The sequence below is a fragment of the Acidisoma sp. PAMC 29798 genome (genome assembly GCF_030252425.1).
GTDB classification, from domain to species: domain Bacteria; phylum Pseudomonadota; class Alphaproteobacteria; order Acetobacterales; family Acetobacteraceae; genus Acidisoma; species Acidisoma cladoniae.
In genome coordinates, this window is the sequence record NZ_CP126994.1 from 3431940 (window position 1) to 3456808 (window position 24869).

General features: G+C 65.5%; 22 protein-coding genes. 18 read left to right on the plus strand and 4 right to left on the minus strand.

Translation table 11 applies throughout. The features are described from left to right. The first annotated feature begins 26 nt into the window (after window positions 1-26). The 7 genes from QP803_RS16550 (at window position 27) to QP803_RS16580 (ending at window position 9519) form a co-directional block, all read left to right on the plus strand. Window positions 27-527: a phage fiber-tail adaptor protein gene (locus tag QP803_RS16550; protein ID WP_284944574.1), complete on the plus strand. Its 501-nt coding sequence runs from the start codon at window positions 27-29 to the stop codon at window positions 525-527. Window positions 528-534: 7 nt separating this feature from the next. Then, entirely contained in the window at window positions 535-3090 is a 2556-nt protein-coding gene (locus tag QP803_RS16555; protein ID WP_284944575.1) for a right-handed parallel beta-helix repeat-containing protein, read from the plus strand. A gap of 29 nt (window positions 3091-3119) precedes the next feature. Further along, entirely contained in the window at window positions 3120-4529 is a 1410-nt protein-coding gene (locus tag QP803_RS16560; protein WP_284944576.1) for a hypothetical protein, read from the plus strand. A gap of 18 nt (window positions 4530-4547) precedes the next feature. Continuing rightward, window positions 4548-6479, plus strand: coding sequence for a phage tail protein (locus QP803_RS16565; RefSeq protein ID WP_350356035.1), 1932 nt, complete (start codon window positions 4548-4550; stop codon window positions 6477-6479). Beyond that, window positions 6479-8572 carry a hypothetical protein gene (locus QP803_RS16570; protein WP_284944577.1) on the plus strand — a complete coding sequence of 698 codons (2094 nt, stop codon included), beginning with the start codon at window positions 6479-6481 and terminating at the stop codon, window positions 8570-8572. Before QP803_RS16565 ends, QP803_RS16570 begins: the two co-directional genes overlap by 1 nt. Before the next feature lie 23 nt (window positions 8573-8595). Then, window positions 8596-9024 carry a hypothetical protein gene (locus tag QP803_RS16575; protein WP_284944578.1) on the plus strand — a complete coding sequence of 143 codons (429 nt, stop codon included), beginning with the start codon at window positions 8596-8598 and terminating at the stop codon, window positions 9022-9024. Between the two features lie 195 nt (window positions 9025-9219). Then, window positions 9220-9519, plus strand: a complete 300-nt coding sequence (locus QP803_RS16580; protein ID WP_284944579.1) for a hypothetical protein — start codon at window positions 9220-9222, stop codon at window positions 9517-9519. Between the two features lie 11 nt (window positions 9520-9530). Here the strand turns inward: QP803_RS16580 and QP803_RS16585 are convergent, their stop codons facing one another. Then, window positions 9531-10490 (minus strand): NAD-dependent epimerase/dehydratase family protein, encoded by a 960-nt coding sequence (locus QP803_RS16585; protein WP_284944580.1) that lies wholly within the window; start codon window positions 10488-10490, stop codon window positions 9531-9533. Between the two features lie 90 nt (window positions 10491-10580). Between QP803_RS16585 and QP803_RS16590 the strand changes: the two genes are divergently transcribed. The 7 genes from QP803_RS16590 (at window position 10581) to rodA (ending at window position 17720) form a co-directional block, all read left to right on the plus strand. Continuing rightward, entirely contained in the window at window positions 10581-11477 is an 897-nt protein-coding gene (locus QP803_RS16590) for a LysR family transcriptional regulator (protein ID WP_284944581.1), read from the plus strand. 62 nt (window positions 11478-11539) lie between these two features. Further along, window positions 11540-11944: a hypothetical protein gene (locus QP803_RS16595; RefSeq protein ID WP_284944582.1), complete on the plus strand. Its 405-nt coding sequence runs from the start codon at window positions 11540-11542 to the stop codon at window positions 11942-11944. A gap of 89 nt (window positions 11945-12033) precedes the next feature. After that, window positions 12034-13077: a rod shape-determining protein gene (locus QP803_RS16600; protein ID WP_284944583.1), complete on the plus strand. Its 1044-nt coding sequence runs from the start codon at window positions 12034-12036 to the stop codon at window positions 13075-13077. A 128-nt stretch (window positions 13078-13205) separates the two neighbouring features. Then, on the plus strand, window positions 13206-14129 hold the full coding sequence (gene mreC / locus QP803_RS16605; RefSeq protein WP_284944584.1) for a rod shape-determining protein MreC: 924 nt from the start codon (window positions 13206-13208) through the stop codon (window positions 14127-14129). 3 nt (window positions 14130-14132) lie between these two features. Then, window positions 14133-14678, plus strand: a complete 546-nt coding sequence (mreD, locus tag QP803_RS16610) for a rod shape-determining protein MreD (RefSeq protein WP_284944585.1) — start codon at window positions 14133-14135, stop codon at window positions 14676-14678. A 10-nt stretch (window positions 14679-14688) separates the two neighbouring features. Next, entirely contained in the window at window positions 14689-16572 is a 1884-nt protein-coding gene (gene mrdA / locus QP803_RS16615; RefSeq protein WP_284944586.1) for a penicillin-binding protein 2, read from the plus strand. Continuing rightward, entirely contained in the window at window positions 16569-17720 is a 1152-nt protein-coding gene (gene rodA / locus QP803_RS16620; protein WP_284944587.1) for a rod shape-determining protein RodA, read from the plus strand. Before mrdA ends, rodA begins: the two co-directional genes overlap by 4 nt. Window positions 17721-17730: 10 nt before the next feature. Here the strand turns inward: rodA and QP803_RS16625 are convergent, their stop codons facing one another. Continuing rightward, window positions 17731-18909, minus strand: coding sequence for a multidrug effflux MFS transporter (locus QP803_RS16625; RefSeq protein ID WP_284944588.1), 1179 nt, complete (start codon window positions 18907-18909; stop codon window positions 17731-17733). A 90-nt stretch (window positions 18910-18999) separates the two neighbouring features. Then, the gene (locus QP803_RS16630; protein ID WP_284944589.1) at window positions 19000-19227 is read right to left on the minus strand and encodes a YMGG-like glycine zipper-containing protein; all 228 of its coding nucleotides are present in this window, start codon (window positions 19225-19227) and stop codon (window positions 19000-19002) included. 249 nt (window positions 19228-19476) lie between these two features. On the opposite strand from QP803_RS16630, the gene QP803_RS16635 reads away from it, so the two are divergent. Together QP803_RS16635 and QP803_RS16640 are read left to right on the plus strand one after the other, a co-directional pair. Then, window positions 19477-19647 (plus strand): type II toxin-antitoxin system HicA family toxin, encoded by a 171-nt coding sequence (locus QP803_RS16635; RefSeq protein ID WP_284944590.1) that lies wholly within the window; start codon window positions 19477-19479, stop codon window positions 19645-19647. Then, window positions 19634-19855, plus strand: coding sequence for a type II toxin-antitoxin system HicB family antitoxin (locus QP803_RS16640; protein ID WP_284944591.1), 222 nt, complete (start codon window positions 19634-19636; stop codon window positions 19853-19855). The genes QP803_RS16635 and QP803_RS16640 overlap by 14 nt, the downstream gene beginning before the upstream one ends. Window positions 19856-19869: 14 nt before the next feature. On the opposite strand, the gene QP803_RS16645 is transcribed toward QP803_RS16640, so the two are convergent. Continuing rightward, entirely contained in the window at window positions 19870-21441 is a 1572-nt protein-coding gene (locus QP803_RS16645; protein ID WP_284944592.1) for a lysine--tRNA ligase, read from the minus strand. Window positions 21442-21490: 49 nt separating this feature from the next. Here QP803_RS16645 and QP803_RS16650 point away from each other — a divergent pair, with 49 nt between their 5' ends. Together QP803_RS16650 and QP803_RS16655 are read left to right on the plus strand one after the other, a co-directional pair. Beyond that, a complete protein-coding gene (locus tag QP803_RS16650) occupies window positions 21491-24325 on the plus strand; it encodes an ATP-dependent DNA helicase (protein ID WP_434082861.1) in 2835 nt (944 codons plus the stop codon). Beyond that, window positions 24326-24868 (plus strand): TIGR00645 family protein, encoded by a 543-nt coding sequence (locus tag QP803_RS16655; RefSeq protein ID WP_284944593.1) that lies wholly within the window; start codon window positions 24326-24328, stop codon window positions 24866-24868. Window position 24869 lies beyond the last annotated feature (1 nt).

Here is a 24869-nt window from a genome sequence, read left to right on the forward strand (position 1 = left end):
CCAAACCTCCTGCGTCGGGAGCCATCATGTCCACTCCGGCCACCCATTCCTGGGCCCCAAGTGCCGCGCGTATTCTGACGATCACGGGCTTTACGCCCCGGCCACGCGGTTCGGGCTTCCCGTCGCTCGCATCGGCACTCGGCACCGCGCCCTCCTGGCCCGCCAAGGACCCGGCCGACGTGCTGGATTACGTCTATGACATCGGCCCGGCGGTTTGGGGAGATGATGGTGACAGCATCGCTTTCCTCGATGTCACGATCACGCCGAGTGCGGCCGGCGACCTTGTGCTGTCATCAAGCTCCACCAATGGGCAGCACGCGATTCTGTGGCTCGGCGGCGGCCAGAGCGGCACGATCTATACCATCACGCTGATGCTCGGCACGCTGGCGGGTCGCAGCTTCCAACGGTCCGTCTCTCTGCCTGTGCTGTCGCTTTCAAGCGAACCCGCCGCCGGCGCGGATCTGGTGACAGATGAGGGCGCGCCCATCACCGACCAGAACGGCAATCCCATCACCATTGACGATTGAGGACTCAATGCCGACGATCGACGACCTACCGGCAGCGACCGCCGCCGCCGATACCGATGCCCTGATGGTGTCACAGACAAACTCAGCCCGGAAAGTCACGCGTGCCCAGCTTCTGGCCGGCCTGCAACCCGCCATTGTCGTGCCAGCGGGAGATCTGCTGGGCAATGGTGGCTCCACCAGCGCTGGCCCACTTCCGATTACGGTCGGCAGCAATCTTGTTCTTGCCGGGGGCACCCTTTCGGCGACTGCGGCACCGTTCATCATCAGCGCCTTACCGGTCGGCGCGGCACCCGGCTCGGCCGATCTTGTTGCCGTTTCGCAAAGCGGCACGATCAATGCCGTGTCCTATGCCAGTTTCGCGAATGGTCTTGCAGCCCTGCCCGCCTTCGATACCTCCCCGCTGAAAGCGAAAGCCATCGGTGGCAGCATCAGCCGTACCCTGGGCGCTCTTTTCAGCGATGTCTTGACGATCGAGGATTTTGGCGCGGTTGGGGACGGCGTGACCGATGACACAGCCGCATTCCTGGCAGCCGTCGCGGCAGGACGGCCGCTTCGCCTCGGCGCCAAGACCTATGTCATCAACGGCCCCGTCGCCCTCACCAACTCCGCCTTCATCACCATCCTCGGCGTGCCCGGCCAGACCACCGTGCGTCGCCTGGCCCAAACCAGCGGTGCGACCTGGATCTCCATCACCGCGCCGGTGGTTCATGCCGATGGTGTGGTCTTCGATGCCAATATCAGCCTGAGCGGCGCTGTAAACGCGGTCGGCATTGCACCGAGTTGCCTCCGCTCGACCTTCCTGCGCTGCGCCTTCATTAATGCCAAGGGCGGGTCCGGACTGCTGTATAACCAGTCCGATCCCGTCCAGGCCCGCCATAGTATCGTGGCCTGCGAAGCCTACGGCAATGTCCGCGGCATTTACTGTGCCGCGGCCGACGGCCTGATCATCAGCGCCTGCCATGTGCACGACAATTCCGTGGCCGGCGTCACCGTCGATTACGTCGATCCAGCCTATGTCATAAAGTCGCGTCTGGCGGAGATCATCGGCAACGAATGCTGGAACAACCTCGTCGGCATTCAGGTCGGTGACTACACAACCGCCGACGCCGTGCCTGCGACCATCGCCAATACCACGTCAGACGCCGTGATCTGCCTGATCGGCAGCAATATCTGCCACGACAACGCCGAATATGGCATCGCCGCACAAGGCTACAACCTGCTTGTTCAGAGCAATATCGTCTACAACAATGGCGGCACGAACCTGAACAACGGCGGCATCCTGGTGAATATGTATTCCAGCGCCGTGATCGGCAATCTTGTTACCAACCACTTGGGCTTTGGCATCGACGCGGGGGCTGCAAACTTCACGCAGATCTCCGGCAATGTCGTGACCAACTCACGCATCGCCATCAATGCCGGCGGCGCGCAGGAAGCCCGCGTCATCGGCAATGCCGTCGCCAATGCAAGCACCTATGGCATTTGCATCTATAACAACGAAACCACGGGCGGGGGCGCGCCCATTGGGGTGCCCTCGCTCGACGTTTCGATCATCGATAATACGATTGATATGCCAATGGGTGGCACCGGCATCGCGCTTCTGGACGGCCCACAAGGCGTTCAGGTCGCGCGAAACAATTTCATCACCCCCGCCGCCAATCTCAGCATGTGTCTGATTGCCCTCACAGACTCCGTGCTGATCGAAGGCAACCTTCTCAACGGATCCCCCAGTCTTCACCTCTATGACCCAGGAACGACTACGAGCGGCCAGTTCAGCGGCCTCTATTCCTTCAACTACCCCGACATTCTCGACAATGTTTCGATTATGGCCAGTGCCGCGCCAATCCAGTCGATCAGGTCGGTAAACGCGGCGAACTACGGCCCCTATGTGACGTTTCTCAAACTGACAGCCGGCGGCAGCGGCTATTCGGCGGCACCCACCATCACCTTCAGCGGCGGCGGCGGATCAGGCGCGACGGCCACGGCCTATATCACCAACGGCGTGGTGATTGGGTATCGCATGGCCTCCCTGGGTTCGGGTTATACCTCCGCGCCGACCGCCATCATCAGCGGTGGCGGCGGCAGCGGCGCGGCCGCCACCGCCTTCATCGGCATTCCAGTGCCGCCCAACCGCAAGCTGCGCATCTTCTGCGGCGTGCCAGTCACTTGGGCCAATGCGGGCAGCAATCCACGGCAACTCACAGGCTCCGGCACGCTCATCTCCACGCCCGCGAATTCCGATATCGAATGGGTGGGGCTGAACGGGGGCTGGTATGCCAGTCGCTACGAACAATCCGATTACGTTCTTGGCGCGTCGGACGGCAGTGTCACGCTGCGCAGCATCGCCGGCAATCTGCGGCTGCATCCCGCCGGTAGTGGCGTCGTGCAATGGGCGAATGACAGCCAGGCCACGGGCTGCACGACAACCATCGGCAGCGGTCTCCCGAATGGTGTGGTGTCCGCACCCGTCGGCTCGGACTACCGCAACCTCTCAGGTGTGGCGGGCAACGTCTACTGGATCAAGCAAAGCGGCACCGGCAGTAGCGGCTGGGCGGCGATCGCCTGAAGCCCGCCGCGATCGTCAGGAGAGACCCGATGCCGATGATTTCCAACCTGCCCAGCGCGACCGCGGTATTGGCCACGGATCTGCTGCCGATCGAGCAGCCGAGCGGCACCCATGCCGTGACGGTCGCGGGCCTGACGGCGGGTCTGCAACCAACCATTCTGGCGCCGACCGGCAGCCTGCTCGGCCGCATCTCGCTCGGCCCCGGAGGCCCGGAGGCGATCACCCTCGGGGCGGGTCTCACACTCACGGCGGGCACGATTTCCGTCTCCGGCGCCATTGGCCAGGGCCTCCCCGCCCCCGGGGCGGGCAATACGGTCAGCACGATCGCGGCGACGGATCTGGTCGCCGCCTATAGCAGCGGCGGCGATGTCTGGCTGACGCTCGCCGATCTGCTGAACGGTGAGACACTGGACCAGTTGCAGCCCGCAGCGCCCGCCGCCGACACTGATACGCTGGCGGTCGGCCAGGGTGGCGCTTCCTTGGTGCAGCAAAGCTTCTCTGCCCTCTGGACCTATCTCGCCACCAAGCTGCCGATCGCCAAGAAGCGCATCGTAGAGCTGACAACGAGCACGGTCCTGGACGCGACATCGCATAACGACGCCATTCTGGTCTGCAGCCAACCCCTGACGCTGACGGCCAATTACGCAAATATGGGGCCAGGCTTCGTTTGCGACGTGATCAATCTATCGACCGGCAGCGTGACCATGGGCAGCGGCATTATCACCGGCACGGGCACGCCGGCGCTCGCATCCCAGGGCGCCGCGCGCCTGCTCGGTATTAGCTATTCCGGGGGCAGTTTTGCCTTCTGGCCGGGCGCTGCCATGTCCGGCGGCTCATCCTCCGGCAGCACCAGCAGCACGATCACCGTCGCGGCGCCGGCCACCGGCACCACCGGCACTGCCCTCGGCCTGTCCGGCACGGTGTCGCCTGGGGGCGATAGCGTGACGGTGGTGCTCGGCATTTCCGCAACCTCGGCGCCGACCACGGGCGCGGTCTCCGCCACGGTTACGACGGGCGCCTGGACTGCGAGCCTGACACCCACCGCCGCCGGCACCTATTTCGCCTGGGCGACCGACACGACCCTCGGCACGACTGCGGTGAGCACGGCCATCACCGTGGCGGCAGCGGCCAGTGCGACGACGGTCACCTGGGGGCTGGAGCCTGCCGGCAGCTATAGCCTCGGCGAGACCGGCATCGGCGCGAATGCCGTCATGGCGCCCGGCACCGCCGCACCCGGCCTGCAATTCGGCTGGTCGACGACCACGACGGTCGCGCCCACCGCTTGGACCGCCGGCGCTTTGGTCAATACCCAGGGCAATGGCGATACGCTGTGGGGCGCTTATCTCACCGCGCCCGCCGCTGCCGGCACCTGGTATTGCTGGGCCGAAACGACGGATGCGGGTGCCAGCACCGTCAGCGCCGCAATCACCGTCGCGTAGAACCTCGGAACGAGAAGAATGATCACGCAACAAGGCGCCTTGAACACGACGGCGCTCGTCGTGCCGGATCTCTATGTCCAGCTCGTGCCGCCCAATGCCGTGGTGCTCAATGGTGTGCCGAGCAATGTCGTGGGCGTCGTCGGCTCCGCGAGTTGGGGTCCGGTCGGCGCGCCGGTCATCATCGGCAGCATGACGGAGTATGCGGCCGGTTTCGGGCCGGTGATGGATCGCGGCCTCGACATGGGCACCCATGTCGCCATTGCCGTGCAGCAGGGCGCGAATGCCTTTCGCTGCCTACGCGTGACGGATGGCACGGATGAGCCGGCAACCGCGCCTGGCACCGCTGGCTGCATCACCTTCACCGCGCGCCATTCCGGCAGTCTTGGCAATGCGATCACCGTCGCACTCGATGTCGGCAGCATGGCCGGAAGCTGGGCCGCAACCATCGGCCTGTCCGGCCTGCTACCTGAACGATTCGACAATATTACTGGCACAGGCGACAGTTTTTGGAATGCACTGGCCGCCGCCATCAATGCCGGCACCGGCACGCGGTCGGCCTCGGTCTTCGTCACGGCGAGCGCCAGCGGTGGAACGACGGCACCAGTGGCCGCACGCTACGCGCTTGCCGGCGGATCGGACGGCGCCACCGGTGTCACTGCCGCGAGCCTCATCGGCACCGATACCGCGCCACGCCTCGGCATGTATGCCCTGCGGGGACAAGGCTGCGCCATTCTCGATCTTTGCGATTGCACGGATGCGACGCAATGGTCGACGGTAGAAGGCTTCGCCGCTGCAGAAGGGCTTTATGCGATGCTCACGGGCCCATCCGCGGATACGCTAACGAATGCCATCGCCACGAAAGCCTTAGCCGAGCTCGACAGTTCTGCCGTGAAACTGCTGTTCGGCGATTGGCTGTGGTGGTGGGACGCCGCGAATGAAACGCAACGGCTGGTCTCGCCCCAGGCCTTCGCGGCTGGTCGGCTCGCCAATCTCTCGCCCGAGCAGTCGGGCCTCAACAAGCCGCTGTCGGCCATCGGCGGCAGCCAGACAATCGGCTCACCGGCATCCGGCCTCATCAATCGCTACAGTGCCGCCGAGCTGGGCGCCTTGTTCGAAGCCGGCATCGACGTCATTACCAATCCAGGCGCGGGCGGCCAGCTGATCTGGACGCTGCGCCTCGGTCATAACAGTTCCACCGATGCCAGCATCAATGGCGATAATTATACGCGCCTGACGAACTACATCGCCGCGACGCTCGCGGCCGGCATGGGCATTTATGTCGGGAAAGTTGTCAATGCCGCCTTGCTGCGCAATATTCGCAGCACACTGCTCGGCTATTTGTCAGGCCTGCTGAGCCAGGGATTGCTGGGCAGCACGGATGGTACGTTGCCCTTCGCCGTCATATGCGACACCGGTAACAACCCGTTTGGCCGATTGGCACTTGGCTATGTGCAGGCGGACGTGCAAATCCGCTACCAGGGCATCACGGAGAAATTCCTGGTCAATCTCGATGGCGGCGCGACCGTGCTTGTTAGCACAACGAGCACCGGTACATCAGACAGCGGCACATCAGGCGGAAGTGGATCGGGCAGCGGCTCTGGCTCAGGCGCCGGTTCTGGCGGAAGCGGCTCAGGCTCAGGAAGTTCGGAAACGCTCACCTTCCAGATACCGCCGACCGGCACATACACGCCCGGCCAGGCGAGCATCGGCGTCAATGCCACGCTGCATCCTGGCAGTGCCACGGCCGCGATCCAGTTCGGCTTTTCCACCTCCGCGACGGTCGCACCCACCGCCTGGACGGCCGGTATTTATGTCAACACGCAGGGCGATGGCGACGCGCTCTACGCGGCCTATCTCACCGCGCCCTCCGGCGCCGGGACCTATTATGGTTGGGTTGCCACGACGGACGGCACGGTGTCCGCAGTCTCCGCCAGTGTGACGGTGAGCTGATGCTCTTCGCGCGTTCCAACAGGCCGCTGTTCACGGCAGCCGGCCGCCCGCTTCTCAGCACGCTCGGCGTGAGCAGCGGGGGCGGCACCGCGCCCAGCACCGGCAGTTTTTCGGGACCCTATCCCTCTACCATCACCGGCCTATCCGGCTGGTGGGATGCCGGGGCGCTGCTCTCCCCCGGCGCCGTCGTGACCAGCCTCACCGATGCCTCGGGCCATGGCGCGGCCATGACCGCCTATCACTACTATACTGGCACTGGCGCCACGGCGGCGGCCCTCATCGCCACGCCGCGCCTCAATGGGCTTCTCGGCGGTGTCGGCGCACCGATACCGCAAGCCTCGACCTATGCGCCGACGCTCGACCCGGACACTGGCTTGCAACTGGCGAGCCTCGCCTTCGGGCCCGATATGGCCTGGACGCGCATGCTGGTTTGGAGCCGCCCGAACCGTCGCCAGGGCACCTATTACGTCAATGCGAATGACATTTCCCTCATTCGCTCCAACGGGATTTCGCTCGTCACCGTCTCCTCCACCGGCGCGACGCTGACGCTTTTCCCGACCGCCGCCGCCGTCGTGCTCAGCAGCACCATCACGCGCCGCCACACCCATTGCCTGATCCTGCGCAACACGCCTGGCACCGGCGTCGATGCCTGGCTCGACGGCACGCAGGTCGCGACCGCCGTCACCAATCCCATGCCCACGGGTGCGACCGGTCCCTGTGTGCTGCTGCATGAAATGGATCTGCAAGGTGCGGCGCAGTGCTGGTTCCATGAAATGGCGAGTTGGGAACGCGCGCTGTCGAGCACCGACATGACCACGCTGATCGCCTGCGGTGGGCGTTGGACGTTCGGGGCCCGTAAAGGCGCGTCACTGCTCATCATGGGCCAGTCCAATGCGAGTTACTTCCAGGTCTCGGGCGGCGCGCAGGCCATGGCCGATGGCCTCGCCTGGTATCTCGGTGCCATCGCGGGGAATATCCTCTTCCAACCCTCCGGCACCTATGCGAGCCCGGCGCGCTATACGCAGATCAATGGCCACCCGATCTCCAATTCCACCGCGCCACTGTTCCCGCCCGGCGCCGGCGCCGGCACCTTCCTGACCAATCCGGGTGACGGTTCCGATCCCTCGACCTGGGCGCTGGGGCCGGACGGCCTCGCGGTCGAGGCCTATCTCACCGGCAGCGCGGCCATCCCAACCGCCGAGGACCTGGCGGATATTGCCGCCATCGTCTGGCCCTGGACGGAGCAGGACAGCACGGCGCCGTATAGTCAGAAGGCGCTGTATACGGGAACGGTGAGGCGCCTCGCGGCCCTCACGCGGACGATGCTGAGCCGCACGGCGCCCGAACTGCCGCTGCTGCTGTGGAACGCGATTCCTTATGAGACCGATGCCGGCGTGCAAATGGTGCGCGAAAGTCTCGCCGACATCGTGGCCGACAGCACGCAGAACGCGGCCCTGTTTGCCGCCCAGACTGCCGACAGCATTCCGCTGAGCGCGACCTATAACGCGACAGACGGCACCTGGACCGGCGGCGACCCCCAGCATCGGGACGAGACCGATGAGGCGCGTTTCGGCCATTGCGGCGCCCATGTCGCGGCGCGTATGGCCCTCGCCGCCGGTTTTGGCGATACACTCTCAGCCATTCCCTCCGGCATGCCGCTGGTGGGGCCGAGCATCGCGCATGCCTTCCGCCAGAGCAGCACGCAGATCGTAATCACCATTGTGCATGATCAGGGCACGGACATTGCCGTGCCGCTGCAAGCCGCCAACGGTGCCGGCTGGGGGGTGATGGATGGCGGATCGGTCGCAGCCCCCGGCACGATCATCACCGCGTTATCCGCCACGCGGATCGATGCCACGCATCTGTTGCTGACGCTGGCAGTGGCGATCAGCAACATCAGCGCGGATTGCCAAGTCTTCTATCCCTATGGCTCGACGCAGATCGGGCGGGGCGACGCGGTGACGGATAATTTCGCGGACATCGGCTGGCCTACGGGCTGGAACATGGCGGGCGACCTCGGCTCGGCATGGACCGTTAATATGCCGTTGCAGGCGACGCGTTACGGCATTCCCCTCAGCGACAGCGCAACCTGATGACATCCTTGGGGAGCGACGGCGTGATGACCGGGAACGACTGGGTCGGCATCATCACCATTACGGTGACGGTTTTCGCCCTGTATTCCTCGGCGCTCGCGTGGCTGGTGGGTCAGAACGGGCGGCTGCGCGCGGAGACGAAGCGCGATCTGGAGCGGCTGGAGGGGCGGCAGGGCGCCGATGCGAGTGTGGTACGCGCGGAAGTTCAGGCCGGGATCCTCGCCATTCAGCAGCAGGTGAACCAATTGCGGGACGGCAGTGCGACCAAGCCGGAGCTGGTCGCGGTCGAGCAGCGGCTGGCCTTCAGCCTCAACGAATTCAAGGCAGAATCGCGGGCGGAGTTCGCCAAGATCGGCCAGAAGGTGGACCGGCTGCCGGCGATGGAGGCGAACCTAGTCGCGGTCAGCCGGACGGTGGAGAAGATCGGCGCGGCGTTGAGCCAGAGGGTTTAGGGCTGCCACTCTCGCGCCGTGCCATCCACGCCTTGCCGTCGTCCCGCCAGGAAGGCGTGGATGCTCGGCCTGCGCCGAGCATGACGCAGTGGGTGGAGGACGATTATACGCCCCCGGCACCTCCCAAAAGCCATCTTGGCGGAACGATCCTTCCGGTGAACGATCCCCATCCGTATCCAGAAGAGGGCGTCACCCATGTTGACCGTCATTGCCACTGTCGCGCTGGTCTTGTGCGTCCTCAACTGGTTGCTCTTTGTCGCTCTCGAAGCGCCGACCATCCGGGAGGCATTGCGACCGCACCGGCTTAACGCTGTCACGGCCACGCATCCCGGCATCGGGTCTCACGCGCTCGTCGCGGACCTGGACAAGCTCGCAGGAACCACCGGTCATCTCGCGAATGACTTCAAGAAAGCCGGTCCGGCCTTCAGCGCGGCGGCGCTGTCGGTTCTGTTCCTCTTCGTCGCTCTCATCGCTGCCGCCGCCGGCAAGTTCTGACACCACGCCCGCTACAGACAACCCAGACCGACCAAGGTGGTGCGCAAGGCATCGAGCGCCGGCGTATGCGGTTCCTCGCCAAGGAAAGCGACGAGACGGCGGTTGTCCAGGCGCAACGGCTGCCGCCAGAGATAGGTCATCTCCAGCATTTCGCGGAACGTCTCCACAAAGGGCGACGCCATGCAAATGAGCCACCACGGAAACCGGCGCACCGGCATGCGTGGGGCGGACACAGCGACGCGGATAGCCTCGGCAATCTCCACGCCGCGTTCGAACCAGTGGCCATTGAAATGGAACACCGCAAACCTGGGCAGATCGGCGTCGCGGTCGATCAGACGCATTGCCGTCTCCGCGAGATCGGGGAGATAGGCCCAGGCGTGACCCACATCGCGACGACCGGGATAGACGACGGCGCGGACCGGGCGCCCCGGCTTCACCAGTGCCGCGCCGAACCAGCTATTGCCGCTTGTGCCGGCGCCAAAAAAATCACCGGCACGGAGGATCAAGACCTTCACGCCCTCATCACTGGCGGCGGCCAGACGCGCTTCCATCTCGACGCGGATCGCGCCTTTGCGCGTGCGCGGTGCCTGGGGCTCATCCTCCGCCACCAGCGGAAAGGTTTCTGGGCCGAAGTTGTAGACCGTGCCAGGGAAGACGATGCGGGCGCCTGAGGTGCGGGCTGCCGCGATGGTGTTGTCGATCATCGGCAGAGCGAGGGCGCGCCAGTTCCGGTAGCCGGGCGGATTGACCCCGTGGACGATCAGCGCGGCCCCTTCAGCGGCCGCGACGACGTCGGCGCGGTTCATGGCATCGCCCCTGATCCACGCGATGCCCGCCAGCGGCTTGGCGATTTTGGCGGGATCGCGATTGATGGCGCGGACCTTCCACCCACGGGCGACCAAGGCCTCCGCAATGGCACCGCCGACGCCACCCGTTGCACCCAAGACAAGAGCTGTTTTCTGACCAGGCATAGCGTGTCTCCTCATGTGATGAACGGAGAATGACGCCCGGCCCGACCAAACGAAATTGCCTTAATTTCAACAGTCGCTATACATTCCTGTATGGCAGACGCGATCTCCTGGGAGCTCTATCGATCCTTTCTGGCGGTGGCCCGGAACGGCAGCCTGTCAGGGGCCGCGCGCGCGTTGCGTCTGACCCAGCCGACCATCGGCCGCCATATCGACCAGTTGGAACAGGCGCTCGGCCTGCCGATCTTCACCCGCTCGCCCCAGGGTCTGCTGCCGACCGACACGGCGCTGGCGCTTGTGCCGCTCGCTGAAGCGATGGAGAGCGCGGCGGAGGCTATGGCCCGCGTCGCGTCCGGCCCCACCGACGAGCTATCCGGCGCGGTGCGCATCACGGCGAGTGAGATCGTGGGGGCGGAGGTGCTTCCCCCCATCCTGGCGGCGTTTGCCGAGCATCACCCGAAGATCGCGTTCGAACTGCATCTCTCGAACCTGACCGAGGATTTGCTCCATCGCAGCGCGGATATCGCAGTCCGCATGACGCGCCCGACCCAAACCGGGCTGGTGGCGCGCAAGCTCGGCGCGACGGTCATCGGCGTCTATGCCCACCGCCGGTATCTGGAGGGTCGCCCGGCGCCGCAAACACCGTCCCATCTTGCCGACCTGCGGGTCATCGGCTTCGATCGTGACCGCACGGCCGTGAAAGCCATGGGCGAGGCCGGCATTCCACTGACGCGCGAGACCTTTTCGCTTCTAACAGACAGTCACCTCGCGCAGCTCGCCGCTCTCCGGGCCGGCTACGGCGTCGGCGTCTGCCAGGTCGGGATCGCCAGGCGCGACCCGGACCTGATCCGTCTTTTGCCCGAGTCCTTTGCCGTGCCTTTGGACACCTGGCTCGTTATGCACGAAGATCTGCGGTCGAGCCTTCGCGTCCGCTCCCTGTTCGACCATCTGGCCGCTGGCCTGACGGCCTATCTCGCCACCTCACGCTGATAGGTCCCTCTCGCTTTTCCCCAGCCCCGCATTCCGCGGGGCTTTTTTTGTTGGAGACTCCCATGGATCTCTCTCCCCTCCTGGACATGGCGGCGACCCTCGCCTCCGCCGTGCTCGCCGCCTGCGCGCCGGTCGTGGTGCTCAAGATCAGCCGCATGCTGACCCTCAACCTCGACCAGACCCATCGCCAGGCGGTCACCACAGCGCTGGATACCGCCCTCGGCCTTGGCCTCAAACTCGCCCAGGAAGCCGGTGACGCCCGGCTCGCCAACGTCAATATCCGCAGTGCGGCGCTCGCCACCATGGTCGGCTATGTGAAGGAAACGGTGCCGGCGGCGGTCGGCCATTTTGGCCTGACGGATGATGCCATCGCCCAGAAGGCGGCGGCGCGGCTCGCCAGCGCGCTCCATACCTTGCCGGCCGTCGCCGTCGTCACGGCCGGCGCGTCACTCGCGGCTGCCGCCTAACGACCATAGAGTCTGGGGCTGCCCCCTTGTGAACCCCTTCCCTCACGGGTAAGCCCCGCCGGCGGCTCCGCGCGTGGAAGGTTACCTGCATGTTCTCTCGCCTCCTTGGAATCATGTCCGCCGATATGGCGATCGACCTGGGAACCGCGAACACCCTCGTCTATGTCAAAGGGCGCGGCATCGTTCTGAACGAACCCTCGGTCGTCGCCATCGCGGATGTGCGCGGCAAGAAGGTGGTGCTCGCGGTTGGCGAGGAGGCCAAGAACATGCTCGGCCGTACGCCGGGCAATATCTCCGCCATCCGCCCGATGCGGGACGGGGTGATCGCCGATTTCGAAGTCGCCGAGGAGATGATCAAGCACTTCATCCGCAAGGTGCATCATCGCCGTGGCTTCGCGAGCCCGCTGATCATCGTCTGCGTGCCCTCCGGCTCCACCGCTGTCGAGCGTCGGGCCATTCAGGAAAGCGCTGAGAGCGCCGGCGCCCGAAAGGTGTTGTTGATCGAGGAGCCGATGGCCGCCGCGATCGGCGCCGGCCTGCCGGTCACCGAGCCTTCGGGCAGCATGGTGGTGGATATCGGCGGCGGCACCACCGAGGTCGCGGTCATTTCCCTCGGCGGCATCGTCTATGCCCGCAGCGTGCGCACCGGCGGGGACAAAATGGATGAGGCGATCATCAGCTACATCCGCCGCAACCATAACCTGCTGATCGGTGAGAGCACGGCCGAGCGCATCAAGATGGATGTCGGCGCGGCCATGACGGACTCGCCCGGCATCGATGGCCCCTGGCGCGAGGTCAAAGGTCGCGACCTGATGCACGGCGTGCCGCGCGAGGTGATGGTCAGCCAGCGGCAGATCGCCGAGAGCCTGAGCGAGCCGGTCAGCGCCATCGTCGAGGCGGTGAAGGTCGCGCTGGAGAACACGCCGCCGGAGCTCGCAGCCGATATCGTGGACAAGGGCATCGTGCTTACCGGCGGCGGGGCGCTGCTCCATCGCCTCGATCAGGTGTTGCGGGATGAGACCGGGCTGCCGGTGGTGGTGGCCGAGGAGCCGCTGCAATGCGTGGCGCTGGGCACCGGCCGCGCGCTGGAGGAGATGAAGCGTCTCCAGAATGTGCTGACGACGATGTATTGATCGGCGTGTCTGACAGATGAAGGGCGGCAGGTTAAGAAGGTTTTAAGTCGCGCCCGGCGCCGTCCCTCGCTATAGCCCCCACTTCTCGGACATACTCAGGTGCGGGTCAGATTGGAGATGCGGGCGCGGTGATAAGGCTATCCATTCCCGTCCGCCAGGCGCTGGAGAAACTCTCCCTTCCTGTGCTCATTGCGGCGGCCTTCGCCTTGATGCTGATCGGCAAGGCCGATGCGGTGCTCGCCGTTCGGGTGCGCATGGCACTGACGGATACGCTGTCCCCGATCTATGCGACAATGGCCCAGCCTCTCGCCAATCTGCGTGGCGTTGCGTCGGACGTCGTCGATATCTGGGACATCCGCGCGGAAAACACCCGGCTTCGGGCCGAGAACGAGCAATTGCGCCGCTGGCAGGCGGCGGCCCTGGCCCTCGAAGCTCAAAACCAGGAATTCAAGGCCCAGCTCAACTGGATGCCCATGGCCGCGCCGGCCTTTACCACCGCCCCGGTGGTCGCCGATTCCGGCGGCGTCTATGCCCGTTCGGTTCTGCTTGCCGTGACACCGCCCCATCATCTCACCAAGGGCGAAATCGCGCTGGACGACCGCGGCGTGGTTGGCCGGGTGACGGAAGTTGGCGCCCGCAGCGCGCGGGTGCTGCTGATCACCGACATCAACAGCCGCATTCCCGTCGTGCTTGCAAGCGGCGGGCACGCGGTGATGGAGGGCACCAATGGCGCCTTCCCCGTGCTGCGCTATTGGCCGGAGGGCAGCGCCCCGATCGATGGCGAGCGGGTGATGACCAGCGCCGCCGCCGATGCCTTTCCCGCCGGCCTGCCGCTGGGCACCGTTCACTACAACAGCGATAACGTGCCGCAGGTTTATCCCGAGGCAGACCTCGATCACCTCTCCATGCTGCGGCTGTTCGACTACGACAGCACGGGTGTGCTCGCACCTGACGCGCCGGCCGGAAGGCTTGCCACACCCGCGACCCCAGGCGCCGGCAGTGCCGGCGCCACGACCCAGGGGCGAACCAGTCCGGCGATCCGGTCGCGGTGACCGATGGACAAAACGCCCGGCATCCGACCGCGCCGCAGCCTGGGGCAGCGCATGGACAAGGCCGCCCGGCGCGGCTTTCCCGCCGGGACCACGATTCTGGGCATCTTCCTGATCTCGGCGCCGCTCGGCCTGCCGGGTCAGGCGCAGGTGATGCCGGCCTTCTCGCTCTCCGCCATCTTCTTCTGGACCCTGTTCCGCCCCGCCTCCGTGCCGCCGCCGGCGGTCTTCTTGATCGGGCTACTGGCGGATCTGCTGGGCGAGATGCCCATCGGCACCTCGGTCCTCACGCTGCTTCTGACGCAGTATTTGGTGGTGCGAAGCCGGCGGTACCTGCTGCAAAAGGGGTTCCTGTTCGTCTGGCTGCTATTCGTGGCCGTCGCGGCGGTCGCGGCGGCCCTGCAATGGGCCCTGGCCTGCCTGATGAACTGGGCGCTGTATCCGCCGATTGCCGGCGTCTTCCAGTTCCTGCTCAGCGCCGGGCTCTATCCGTTGCTGGCCACCGCCTTCACGCAGGCGCATCGCGCCGTCGCCGCGCCGGAACGCGTGTGAGGACGGCGGCGTGAAGCGCGAGATCATGCGCAGCGGCATCTTCACGCGCCGCGCCCTGCTGGTTGCGGGCGCGGAGATCGGGATCTTCGGCCTGCTCGGCGCCCGCCTGTACAAGATGCAGGTCGTCGATGGCGCGAAATACACCGCCATGGCGCGCGGCAATTCGGTCAGCATTCGCCTGCTGCCGGCCTCCCGCGGGCGCATCTTCGACCGCTTCGGGGCGGAGGTCGCGGGCAATCGCCAGAACTGGCGCGCCCTGCTGATGGTCGAACAGACCAACGACACAGACTCTGTGCTGGACGCGTTTTCCAAACTCGTCGCGTTATCGGATAGCGAGCGCAGCCGGATCATCCGTGAGCTGCATACCCATCAGCGCTACGTCCCAGTCATGCTGCGGGACTTCCTGACTTGGGACCAGATGGCGCTGATCGAGGTCAATGCCCCCGATCTCCCCGGCGTGCTGATCGATGTCGGCGCCACCCGCATCTATCCGAAGTCGGAGCTGCTCGCCCATGTCGTGGGCTATGTCGGGCCGCCCCACGACCAGGACGTGAAATCCGACCCGACGCTGTCGATGCCGGGCATGCGCGTCGGCCGCACTGGGGTCGAGGCCTTCAATGACATCGCCTTGCGCGGCCATGCCGGGGCGCAGCAGTTGGAGGTCAATGCCGTCGGGCGCGTCATCCGCGAGCTTGATCGCCAGGAAGGAACGCCCGGCACCGATATCGGCTTGAGCATCGACACCATGCTGCAGCAGGCCGTGACCGATCGCCTCGACGGGCTCAGCGCCAGCGCCGTGGTCATGGATCCGCGCAACGGCGAAGTGCTGGCCATGGTGAGCCAGCCCGGCTTCGACCCCAGCCTGTTCGATGCCGGCGTCAGCAATACCCAGTGGCAGAGCTGGATGAACGATCCGCGCAAGCCGCTGGTGAACAAGGCCGCCGCCGGCCTGTATCCGCCGGGCTCGACCTTCAAGACCGTGACCGCCATGGCGGCAATGACCTCGGGCGCCGTCGGGCCCAATGACACCATCTTCTGCCCCGGGCATTACGATCTGGGCAACGCGCGCTTCTATTGTTGGAAGAAGGGCGGCCATGGCCCGCTGGATATGCGGGGCGGCCTCAAGAATAGTTGCGACGTGTTCTTCTACAATGCGGCGCTGCGGACCGGCATCGGTCCGCTCGCCGCCATGGCCAACCGCTTCGGCATCGGCGTCGATGACGGCATGGACATCGCGAATGTGCCGCCCGGTCTGATGCCGACGAAGGCCTGGCGTCTGAAGCAAAAGAAGCCCTGGGCGCTCGGCGACACCGTCATCAGCGGCATCGGCCAGGGTTTTATCCTCACTAGCCCGCTGCAACTCGCGACCCTCGCCTCCCGCGTCGCGACCGGCCGGGCCGTCGGGCCGCATGTTGCCCGCCATCGAGACGGGGTGATCCAGCAGGGCACGGCGGCGGAGGACTGGCCCGAAATGAGCCTGTCCGAGCACCATTTCACGACGATCCGCGAAGGCATGTGGGACGTGGTGAACGCCCAACACGGCACGGCCCCCACGGCGCGGCTGAAGCTGCCCGGCGTGCAGATGGCGGGCAAGACCGGCAGTGCCCAGGTGGTGCGCATCGGCCGAGCGGCGCGCGAACGCGGCTTCAACTCCATGAACCTGCCCTGGGCTCTGCGGCCCCACGCGCTGTTCATCGGCTTCGCGCCCTATGACGCGCCGCGTTATGCCCTGGCTATCGTGGTTGAACACGGCAATGCCGGCGCCGATGTCGCAGGGCCATTGGCGCGCGACATTATGACCGATGCCCTGACCCTGGACCCCGCCGGCCGGGACACGCCACTGGCCCCGAAACCAACCGCGCAGATCACCATTCCACCGGTGCGCGCGTCATGATGGAACGTCGGCTGTGGCGTGAAGGCTCCCTCGGGATCGCCGGCAAGGTCTGGCAGACCAACTGGATCTATCTTCTGCTGATCTGCGCCCTCGCGGCTGTGGGCTATGTCGCCCTCTATACGGCCGCGGGCGGGTCCTCCGAGCCTTATGCCCAGAAGCAGCTCATCCGCTTCGGCATCGGTCTGGTGCTGATGATCGCGCTGGCGATGACGGATATCCGCATCATCGCGAAATGGTCCTGGCCGCTTTATGTCGTCGGCATCATCCTGCTGCTGGTGGTGGCGCGCTATGGCCATGTCGGCAAAGGCGCGCAGCGCTGGATCGCCATTGGCGGCTTCCAGCTACAGCCCAGCGAATTGATGAAGATCTGCCTGGTGCTCGCCCTCGCCCATTGGTTCCACCGCGCAAGCTATGAACGCGTGGGCAAGCTGTTGTTCCTGGTGCCGCCAACCCTGGCCGTGCTGCTGCCGGTGGGGCTGATCCTGAAGGAGCCCAATCTCGGCACGGCGGTCATCACCGGCGCGATCGGCGCCGCCATCTTCCTGGCGGCAGGCGTGCGGTGGTGGAAGTTCGTCATCGTCATCGCAGCACTCGGGGCGGCGCTGCCCATCGCCTACCACCACCTGCATGACTATCAGCGCCAGCGCATCCTGACCTTCATGCATCCTGAGCGGGACCCGCTCGGCACCGGCTACAACATCATCCAGTCCAAGATCGCCCTCGGCTCGGGCGGCATGTATGGACGCGGCTTTCTCAACGGTAGCCAGGGCAACCTGGACTTCCTGCCTGAGAAGCAGACCGACTTCATCTTCGACCTGATCGCGGAGCAGTTCGGCCTGGTCGGCAGCCTGTCTGTGCTGTTCCTGCTGCTGCTGATCGTGCTGGGCGGCATGTTGATCGCCTTGCGCTGCCGGCATCAGTTCGGTCGGCTGGTGGCGCTCGGCATCAGCGTCGATCTGTTCCTGTATGTCTTCGTCAATATCGCCATGGTCATGGGCGCAATCCCGGTCGGCGGCGTGCCGCTGCCGCTGATCTCCTATGGCGGATCGGTTCTCATCACCGCCATGCTCGCCTTCGGCATCCTGATGTCGGTCCATGTCCATCGGGATGTGGAGTTCCCCGAAAGCAACGCCTGGCCGCCGCCTTGAGATAGTGGCCTTAGCTGGTCGCGTCCCGCGGCCGCAGGTGGTTGAACACCGTCGTGCAGATCGCGCCAAAGACCATGCACAGCGCCATGGCGCGCGGCGTTCCATCACTCAGCACACCGACCAACATCCCGGCAATCGCGCCCAGGCTGAACTGGAAGGTTCCGGTCAGGGCCGAGGCGATGCCGGCATTTGCGTGATGGCGCGCCATCACCGCCACCGTGCCGTTCGGGAAGATGAACCCAAGGCTGGCCAGCACCACGAACAGCCCCGCGAGCAGACCGAAGAGGCCGCCGAAGCCGATGAAGGCGAGGGCGAAGATGTAGATCGTCGCTGCCATCATCACCCGCACCGCGCCTGTGAGCGTACGGTCCAGGCCAAACCGCGCCATGATGATGCGGCCGTTCAACTGGCTGCCCATGACAAGGCCGAAGCCGTTGAGGCCGAAGATCATGCCATAGACCACCGGGCTGACGTGGAAGCCCGTGATGAAGACCTGCGGCGACCCACTGAGATAGGCGAACAGCGTCCAGCTCGCGAACCCCACCACCAGCGCACTCGGCAGAAATGTCCGGTCACGACCGATCTGCATATAGCGCTGGATGACGCTGATGAAGCTGTGGCGAACCCGCCTCTCCTTCGGCAGCGTGTCGGGCAGGAAGAACCAGACCAGCACCAGGTTGATGACGCCGTAGCCGGCCTGGAACCAGAAGATGGACCGCCAGCCGGTCCATTGCAGGATAACGCCGCCGAGCGCCGGCGCCAGAATGGGCGAGAGACCCATGACGAGCATCAGTTGCGCCAGGATCCGCGCGGCGGCCTGGCCGGTTGCAAGATCGCGCACCACCGCACGCGGCACGACGATGCTCACGGCGCCGCCCAAGGCCGCGATGAACCGGAAGACCGAGAAGGAGACAAGGTCGGTCGACAGCGCGCAGCCAATGGTCGCCAAGGTGTAGACGCTCATGCCGATGATCAGTGGCACCTTGCGGCCCATGCGATCGGCGATGGGTCCGAAGACCATCTGGCCGATCGCGAGACCCACGAAGAAGGTCGCCAGGGTGATCTGCGCGCCGCCCTGGATATTGCCCAGTTCATGGGCGATCTGCGGGAAGGCAGGCAGATACATGTCGATCGACACGGAGCCGACGGCGGTCATGAAGCCGAGCAGGGCCGGGAGCCAGCGAGACACAGTCATATGCCTCTGTCGCATAGACTGCGCCCGCATGCGCGCCCGGAATTACGGCATCAGCTCTGCCCGCTGACGAAAAGCAGCCTCCGCTTAGGGTGCGGTGGCCGCGCCGCCCGCCGCACCGACGCCGGCGCCGATAAGCGCACCCGTGCCGGCGTTGCCGCCGGCTGCGGCACCCACGGCGGCACCGGCGCCGGCGCCAATCGCGCCGCCCGTAAGAGCGCGCATTCCCGGCGACCGGCCGCAGGCCGACAGTGAAAGCGATGCCGCGCCGAGCATGAGGCCCATGGCAATCGCGCGCAGAGAGAGGGTTTTCATCGAGCTAACTCCCGTAAAGGCGGGGCCCAAAGCCCCAACAGGAGGAGAATGTTGGGGCACAACAGGCCGCTCGCAAGACGCCGGCATGGCACCCGATGCCTTGACGTCAGCGGCGACAGATCATTTTGTCACGACTTCGATTTAATCATCCACCCGCCGGAGCGGCTTAGATGGTTGCCACACTCGCCGACTTGCGAAGACATGCCCAGGGAAACTGGACCATCCACGATGTTATTAGGATCTGCCGACTTGCTGGCATTCTTCGATCCGCCGACCGGTGGCGGCAGCCACTACAAGGTGTCGCATCCGAGCATGGCGCGGATTGTTACTGTTCCTTTCAGACGGCCCATCAAACCGATCTACATCAGGCTTGTAGTCCGGTTCATCGACGAGGTACATGACCTTCATGGCGATCCATGAATACTCCGTCATCATCGAGCCGATGGCGCCAGAGGACGGATCAGGCTTCCTGGCTTACGTCCCAGATCTGCCTGGATGCATCTCCGACGGCGAGAGCTATGCCGAGGCAGCAGCGAACGTGGCGGACGCGATCATCTGCTGGATCGAAGCCGCACAGAACTTGGGTCGACCCGTCCCAGAGCCGACGCGCCACCTTCAGCTGACGTAAGGCGAGAGCGTCGCCTACGCCGCCCTTGCCAAAGCCCCTTCGATCAACGTCACCGTCTCCGCCACGCCGTAAAGCGCCACGAAACCGCCGAAGCGCGGCCCCTCGGTCTGGCCGAGAAGCACCTGGTACAAACACCCGAACCAGGCCTTCAGCTCCGGGAATGGATGCCGTTTGCCGACCTCATAGACTGCCGTCTGGATCGTCTCGGCATCCGTCCCAGGCACCATGCCGCGCAAGGTCTCGGCGAGGTCCGACAAGGCCGACCGCTCGACTTCTGTGGCCGCGCGGAACTCCTTCTTCGGCCGCACGAAGTCCTGGTAATAGACCACGGCGTAGCCGACGAGCTGGGCCAGAAACGGCGCCGTCTCGGGCGTCAGGTCCGGTGAATAGCGCCGGATAAAGCCCCAGAGCATGTCTGGCGTCTCGGCATTCACGACGCTCGCCAGGTTGAGCAACATGCCGAAGCTGATCGGGCTGCCGGCATCCGCAGGCACGGCGCCACCATGGATGAACCAGGCCGGGTTTGACACGTCCGGCGCTTCGTCCCGCTTCGCCTTGGCGACATGGGCAAGATAGTCATCCACCGCGCGCGGAATGACATCGAAGAACAGCCGCTTGGCGCGCTGCGGCTGGTTGTACATGAACAGCGACAGGCTCTCGGCCGGGGCATAGGTCAGCCACTCGTCGATCGACAACCCATTGCCCTTGGACTTGCTGATCTTCTGGCCCTTATCGTCCAGGAACAACTCGTAGTTGAAGCCGGCAGGCGGCGGGCTGCCGAGGATCTGGCAGATCCGGCCCGAGAGCTTGATGCCCTCGATATGATCCTTCCCAGCCATTTCGTAGTCGACGCCCAGGGCATGCCACCGCATCGCCCAATCGGCCTTCCACTGCATCTTGGCGTGACCGCCGGTCACCAGCGTTTCGTACCACACGCCGTCTTCCGGATCGCGCCAACTCACCGTGCCGGCATCCGGGTCGCGCTTTTCGATCAAGACCTGCATGACGATGCCGGTCTTGGGATGAACCGGCAGGATGGGCGAATAGGTGGCGCGGCGGTCCGGCCCCAGCGTCGGCAGCACGACGTCGACGATCGCGTCATGATGCCGCAGCGCCTGTAGCAGAGCGGTGTCGAAGCTGCCGGAGCGATAGGCCTCGGTCGCGGAAATGAACTCGTAATCGAAGCCGAACCCGTCAAGGAAGGCGCGCAGCCGGGCGTTGTTATGGGCGCCAAAACTCGCATGGGTGCCGAAGGGATCGGGCACATCCGTCAGCGGGCGGCCGAGGAACTCCATCAGCATCTCGCGCTGGGGCACATTGTCCGGCACCTTGCGCATCCCGTCCATGTCGTCCGAAAAGGCGATCAGGCGGGACGGCAGACCTGTCAGGGCGGTAAAAGCCTGTCGCACCCAGGTGGTGCGCGCGACCTCGCCGAAGGTGCCAATATGCGGCAGGCCGGATGGGCCATAACCGGTTTCGAACAGCGCCGTGCCTTTGCCGCTCGCCTCCATCCGGGCGACGACCTTCGCCGCCTCCTCAAAAGGCCAGATTTTAGGCGCGGGCGCGTTCCGTGCTAGCTGGTTCATAGGACGACCACTAGAAAAGGCATGAATTGCGGTCAATGACGGTTGCGGTATGAGTGCGTCCCACGACTCCGCCGCCATCGCCTTGCCCGAGTGGTCCGCGCTGGTCACCGGCGCCGGCATCGCCGTCCTGATGACGGCCGACGGCGAAATGCTGTCCCTCACACCCACCGAAGCGATCGAGCGTCTTGCCGTCCTCGGGCCGCCGCTACTGGTCCATGCCCCCGCGACCTGGCGGCGGCTGGGGTCGGCGGCATCACCCGCCTACGACCTGCTTGAATTGTTTGCCTTCGTCCTGCCCACGCAGGCCGCCGTGCCGACAGCGCGGGGATTGGCCCAGGCACTCGGCCTGCCGGTGCCGGCCAGCGGCCTGGAAAACGCGGCGGCTTTGTTGCCCGCGATCGCTGTCGCGCTGCTCCGCAGGCTGCAGCAGGACGCCGCCATGACGAACAACAAGGACGCTGGCGCCCTGGCCACCCGCATGGGCAAGGCCGGCTGGTCTTGGGGACCGATCATCGCCGAAGCCTTGGCACTCGCCAATGTGTCGCCCGGTGCGGAGGGTGCCGCGCTTCGCGTCTGGCGGCGACTGCCGGAATGGGAGGAGCAGGCGCCACCGCCACCACCCTCCTCGCTCGCCGTTTCCTCGTCCGAGGCCCGTGCGCGTCTCGTGCAATTGGTCGGGCCGCAGGCTGAACAGCGCCAGGGCCAATCGGATTACGCCTCGGCCGCCGCCGCGGCCTTCGCACCCCGGGTGACAGAGGGTTCGCCGCATATGGTGCTGGCGGAAGCCGGCACCGGCACCGGCAAGACGCTGGGCTATGTCGCACCCGCCAGCCTTTGGGCCGAGCGCAATCATGCCCCGGTCTGGATCAGCACCTTCACCCGCCATCTGCAACGCCAAGTGGAGACGGAGCTGGAGCGGCTGTTCCCCGATCCCGTTGAGCGCCGCCGCCGCGTCGTCCTGCGCAAAGGGCGGGAAAACTATCTCTGCCTGCTGAACATGGAAGATGCGGTGACGGCCGCGCTGAGCGGCTTGAACCCGGCGCTGGTCATTCCCCTCGGCCTCATCGCCCGCTGGGCAGCGCTGACGACGGACGGAGATATCCTCGGCGGCGATCTTCCCGGCTGGTTCATTGAGCTGTTCGGCGCCGTTCTGGTCACCAGCCTGGGCGACCGGCGCGGCGAATGCATCTATGCCGCCTGCACCCATTGGAAGCGCTGCTTCGTGGAGCACGGCATCCGCCGCGCGCGGGAGGCCGACCTCGTCGTCGCCAACCACGCCTTGGTGCTGACCCAGGCTGCCTGGGGCGGTCTTGATGACGCGCAGATCCCCACGCGCTATGTCTTCGACGAAGGCCATCACCTGTTCGATGCGGCGGACGCCGCCTTCTCGGCCGAACTCTCGGGCCGCGAAGCGGCGGAGTTGCGACGCTGGCTGCTCGGCGCCGAGGGTGCGCGGTCGCGCGGCAAGGGCATCCAGACCCGCATCGGCAATTTGGTCGTGGATCGGCCGGACCTCATCTCCCCCCTCGAAGCGGCGTTAAACGCGGCACGCGCCCTGCCCGCGCCAGGCTGGGGCAGCCGGCTGTCGCAGGAGCTGCCTCAGCCCCATGCCGAGAACGCCATCGCCAATGCGTCCGAGACCTTCTTCGTCGCCCTTCGCGCCCAGGTTCTGGCACGCCTTTCCGGTAGCGGGCACGACGATGAAGCCCGCTCCGGTTTTGCCGCCGAATGCGACCTCCATCCGGTTTCGCTGGAGGTTACAGAGACCGGCGCCATGCTCAAGCGTGCGCTCAGCCGGATCGAGGAGCCGCTCACTACCCTGATGAACCGCCTGCTGGCCCGGCTGGACGACGAAGCCGAGGAGTTGGATGCGGCGACCCGCGCCCGGATCGAGGGCATGGCCCGCTCCATCAAACGCCGCGCGGTGGAACCGCTCAAGGCCTGGCAGGCGATGCTGTCGGATATGGTCGAAGCGGCGCCCGCCGCCGGTGCCTATCCCAGCCATATCCAGTTCCTCCGGCTCGATCGCGGTGAGATCGGGCTGCGGGATGTGGCGCTGCTGCGCCATTGGCTCGACCCCACGATCCCCTTCTCGCTCGTTCTCGCGGCGCCGTCGCATGGCGTGCTCGTCACTTCCGCCACCTTGCGGGATGGCGGAGACGAGGACCCAGAGCATTCCTGGGAAGCGGCGGAAGCCCGTGTCGGCGCCAATCACCTGCCGCTGCCGGCCATTCGCGCCAGCCTGCCGAGCCCCTTCGACTATGCCGCCCGCACACGCGCCTTTGTCGTCACGGATGTCGATGGCCAGGATCCGGCGGCCCTGGCGGCGGCCTATCGCACGCTGTTCCTCGCCTCCGGCGGCGGCGGATTGGGTCTGTTCACCGCCATCGGCAGGCTGCGTTCGGTTCATCGTCGCATCGCGCCAGCCCTGGAACAGGCGGGCATCCCGCTCTACGGCCAGCATATCGACGCCATGAACAACGCCACGCTGGTGGATATCTTCCGGGCCGAGGAAAATGCCTGCCTGCTCGGCACAGATGCGATGCGTGACGGCGTCGATGTCCCAGGTCGCGCCCTGCGGCTGGTGGTGTTCGAGCGCGTGCCATGGCCGCGCCCGGACATTCTGCATCGGGAGCGTCGCATCCACCTCTCCGGCGCCGCGCCCAAGGAATATGACGACCGGATCGCGCGCCTGCGCCTGCGGCAGGCTTTCGGCCGCCTCATCCGTCGGGTAGATGACCGCGGCGTCTTCGTGCTGCTGGACCGGCGAACGCCGACCCGGCTGCTCTCGGCTTTTCCGGCCGGGGTCGAAGTGCGCCGGGTCGGCCTCGCCGAGGCCGCCCGCGAAAGCCACGATTTCCTACAGCAGGACGGAACCACGTAGATGTCCAATACCGAGCGCGGGATGAGGCACCTGCCCGCCCGACTCATCCTTGCCAGTCGCTGGATGATGGCACCGCTCTATCTCGGCCTCATCGTCAGCTTCCTGCTCATCCTGCTGCGGTTCTTTACTAAGCTGTTCGGGCTTTTCTGGACCGCGCAGACCCAGTCAACCAACGAAGTCATCGTCGGCGTCTTGTCGCTAGTGGAGCTGTCGCTGATGGGCAACCTCATCATCATGGTGGTCTTTTCCGGCTACGAAAATTACGTCTCGCGCATCTATGCCGAGAATGACCCCGAGCGACCGAGTTGGATGGAGCATGTCGATTTCAGCGATATCAAGCTGAAGCTGATGGGCTCAATCGTCGCCATTACCGCCATCCAACTTCTCGAACTCTTCCTGGACGTGACCACCCATACCGATCGGGAGCTTTATTTCGCGATCGGTATCCACATGGTCTTCGTTTTCTCCTGTGTCATGCTCGCCCTGATGGATCGTCTGTCGGCGCCGCACTCTTCAGGCGAAGCACCCGCGCCGTCGCCGTGAC

Excerpts from the sequence above, each read along its gene's own strand:
- QP803_RS16550 (WP_284944574.1), top strand. The coding sequence starts at position 27 with ATGTCCACTCCGGCCACCCATTCCTGGGCCCCAAGTGCCGCGCGTATT.
- QP803_RS16555 (WP_284944575.1), top strand. The coding sequence starts at position 535 with ATGCCGACGATCGACGACCTACCGGCAGCGACCGCCGCCGCCGATACC.
- QP803_RS16560 (WP_284944576.1), top strand. The coding sequence starts at position 3,120 with ATGCCGATGATTTCCAACCTGCCCAGCGCGACCGCGGTATTGGCCACG.
- QP803_RS16565 (WP_350356035.1), top strand. The coding sequence starts at position 4,548 with ATGATCACGCAACAAGGCGCCTTGAACACGACGGCGCTCGTCGTGCCG.
- QP803_RS16570 (WP_284944577.1), top strand. The coding sequence starts at position 6,479 with ATGCTCTTCGCGCGTTCCAACAGGCCGCTGTTCACGGCAGCCGGCCGC.
- QP803_RS16580 (WP_284944579.1), top strand. The coding sequence starts at position 9,220 with ATGTTGACCGTCATTGCCACTGTCGCGCTGGTCTTGTGCGTCCTCAAC.
- QP803_RS16585 (WP_284944580.1), bottom strand. The coding sequence starts at position 10,490 with ATGCCTGGTCAGAAAACAGCTCTTGTCTTGGGTGCAACGGGTGGCGTC.
- QP803_RS16590 (WP_284944581.1), top strand. The coding sequence starts at position 10,581 with ATGGCAGACGCGATCTCCTGGGAGCTCTATCGATCCTTTCTGGCGGTG.
- QP803_RS16595 (WP_284944582.1), top strand. The coding sequence starts at position 11,540 with ATGGATCTCTCTCCCCTCCTGGACATGGCGGCGACCCTCGCCTCCGCC.
- QP803_RS16600 (WP_284944583.1), top strand. The coding sequence starts at position 12,034 with ATGTTCTCTCGCCTCCTTGGAATCATGTCCGCCGATATGGCGATCGAC.
- mreD (WP_284944585.1), top strand. The coding sequence starts at position 14,133 with ATGGACAAAACGCCCGGCATCCGACCGCGCCGCAGCCTGGGGCAGCGC.
- rodA (WP_284944587.1), top strand. The coding sequence starts at position 16,569 with ATGATGGAACGTCGGCTGTGGCGTGAAGGCTCCCTCGGGATCGCCGGC.
- QP803_RS16630 (WP_284944589.1), bottom strand. The coding sequence starts at position 19,227 with ATGAAAACCCTCTCTCTGCGCGCGATTGCCATGGGCCTCATGCTCGGC.
- QP803_RS16640 (WP_284944591.1), top strand. The coding sequence starts at position 19,634 with ATGGCGATCCATGAATACTCCGTCATCATCGAGCCGATGGCGCCAGAG.
- QP803_RS16645 (WP_284944592.1), bottom strand. The coding sequence starts at position 21,441 with ATGAACCAGCTAGCACGGAACGCGCCCGCGCCTAAAATCTGGCCTTTT.
- QP803_RS16650 (WP_434082861.1), top strand. The coding sequence starts at position 21,491 with ATGAGTGCGTCCCACGACTCCGCCGCCATCGCCTTGCCCGAGTGGTCC.
- QP803_RS16655 (WP_284944593.1), top strand. The coding sequence starts at position 24,326 with ATGTCCAATACCGAGCGCGGGATGAGGCACCTGCCCGCCCGACTCATC.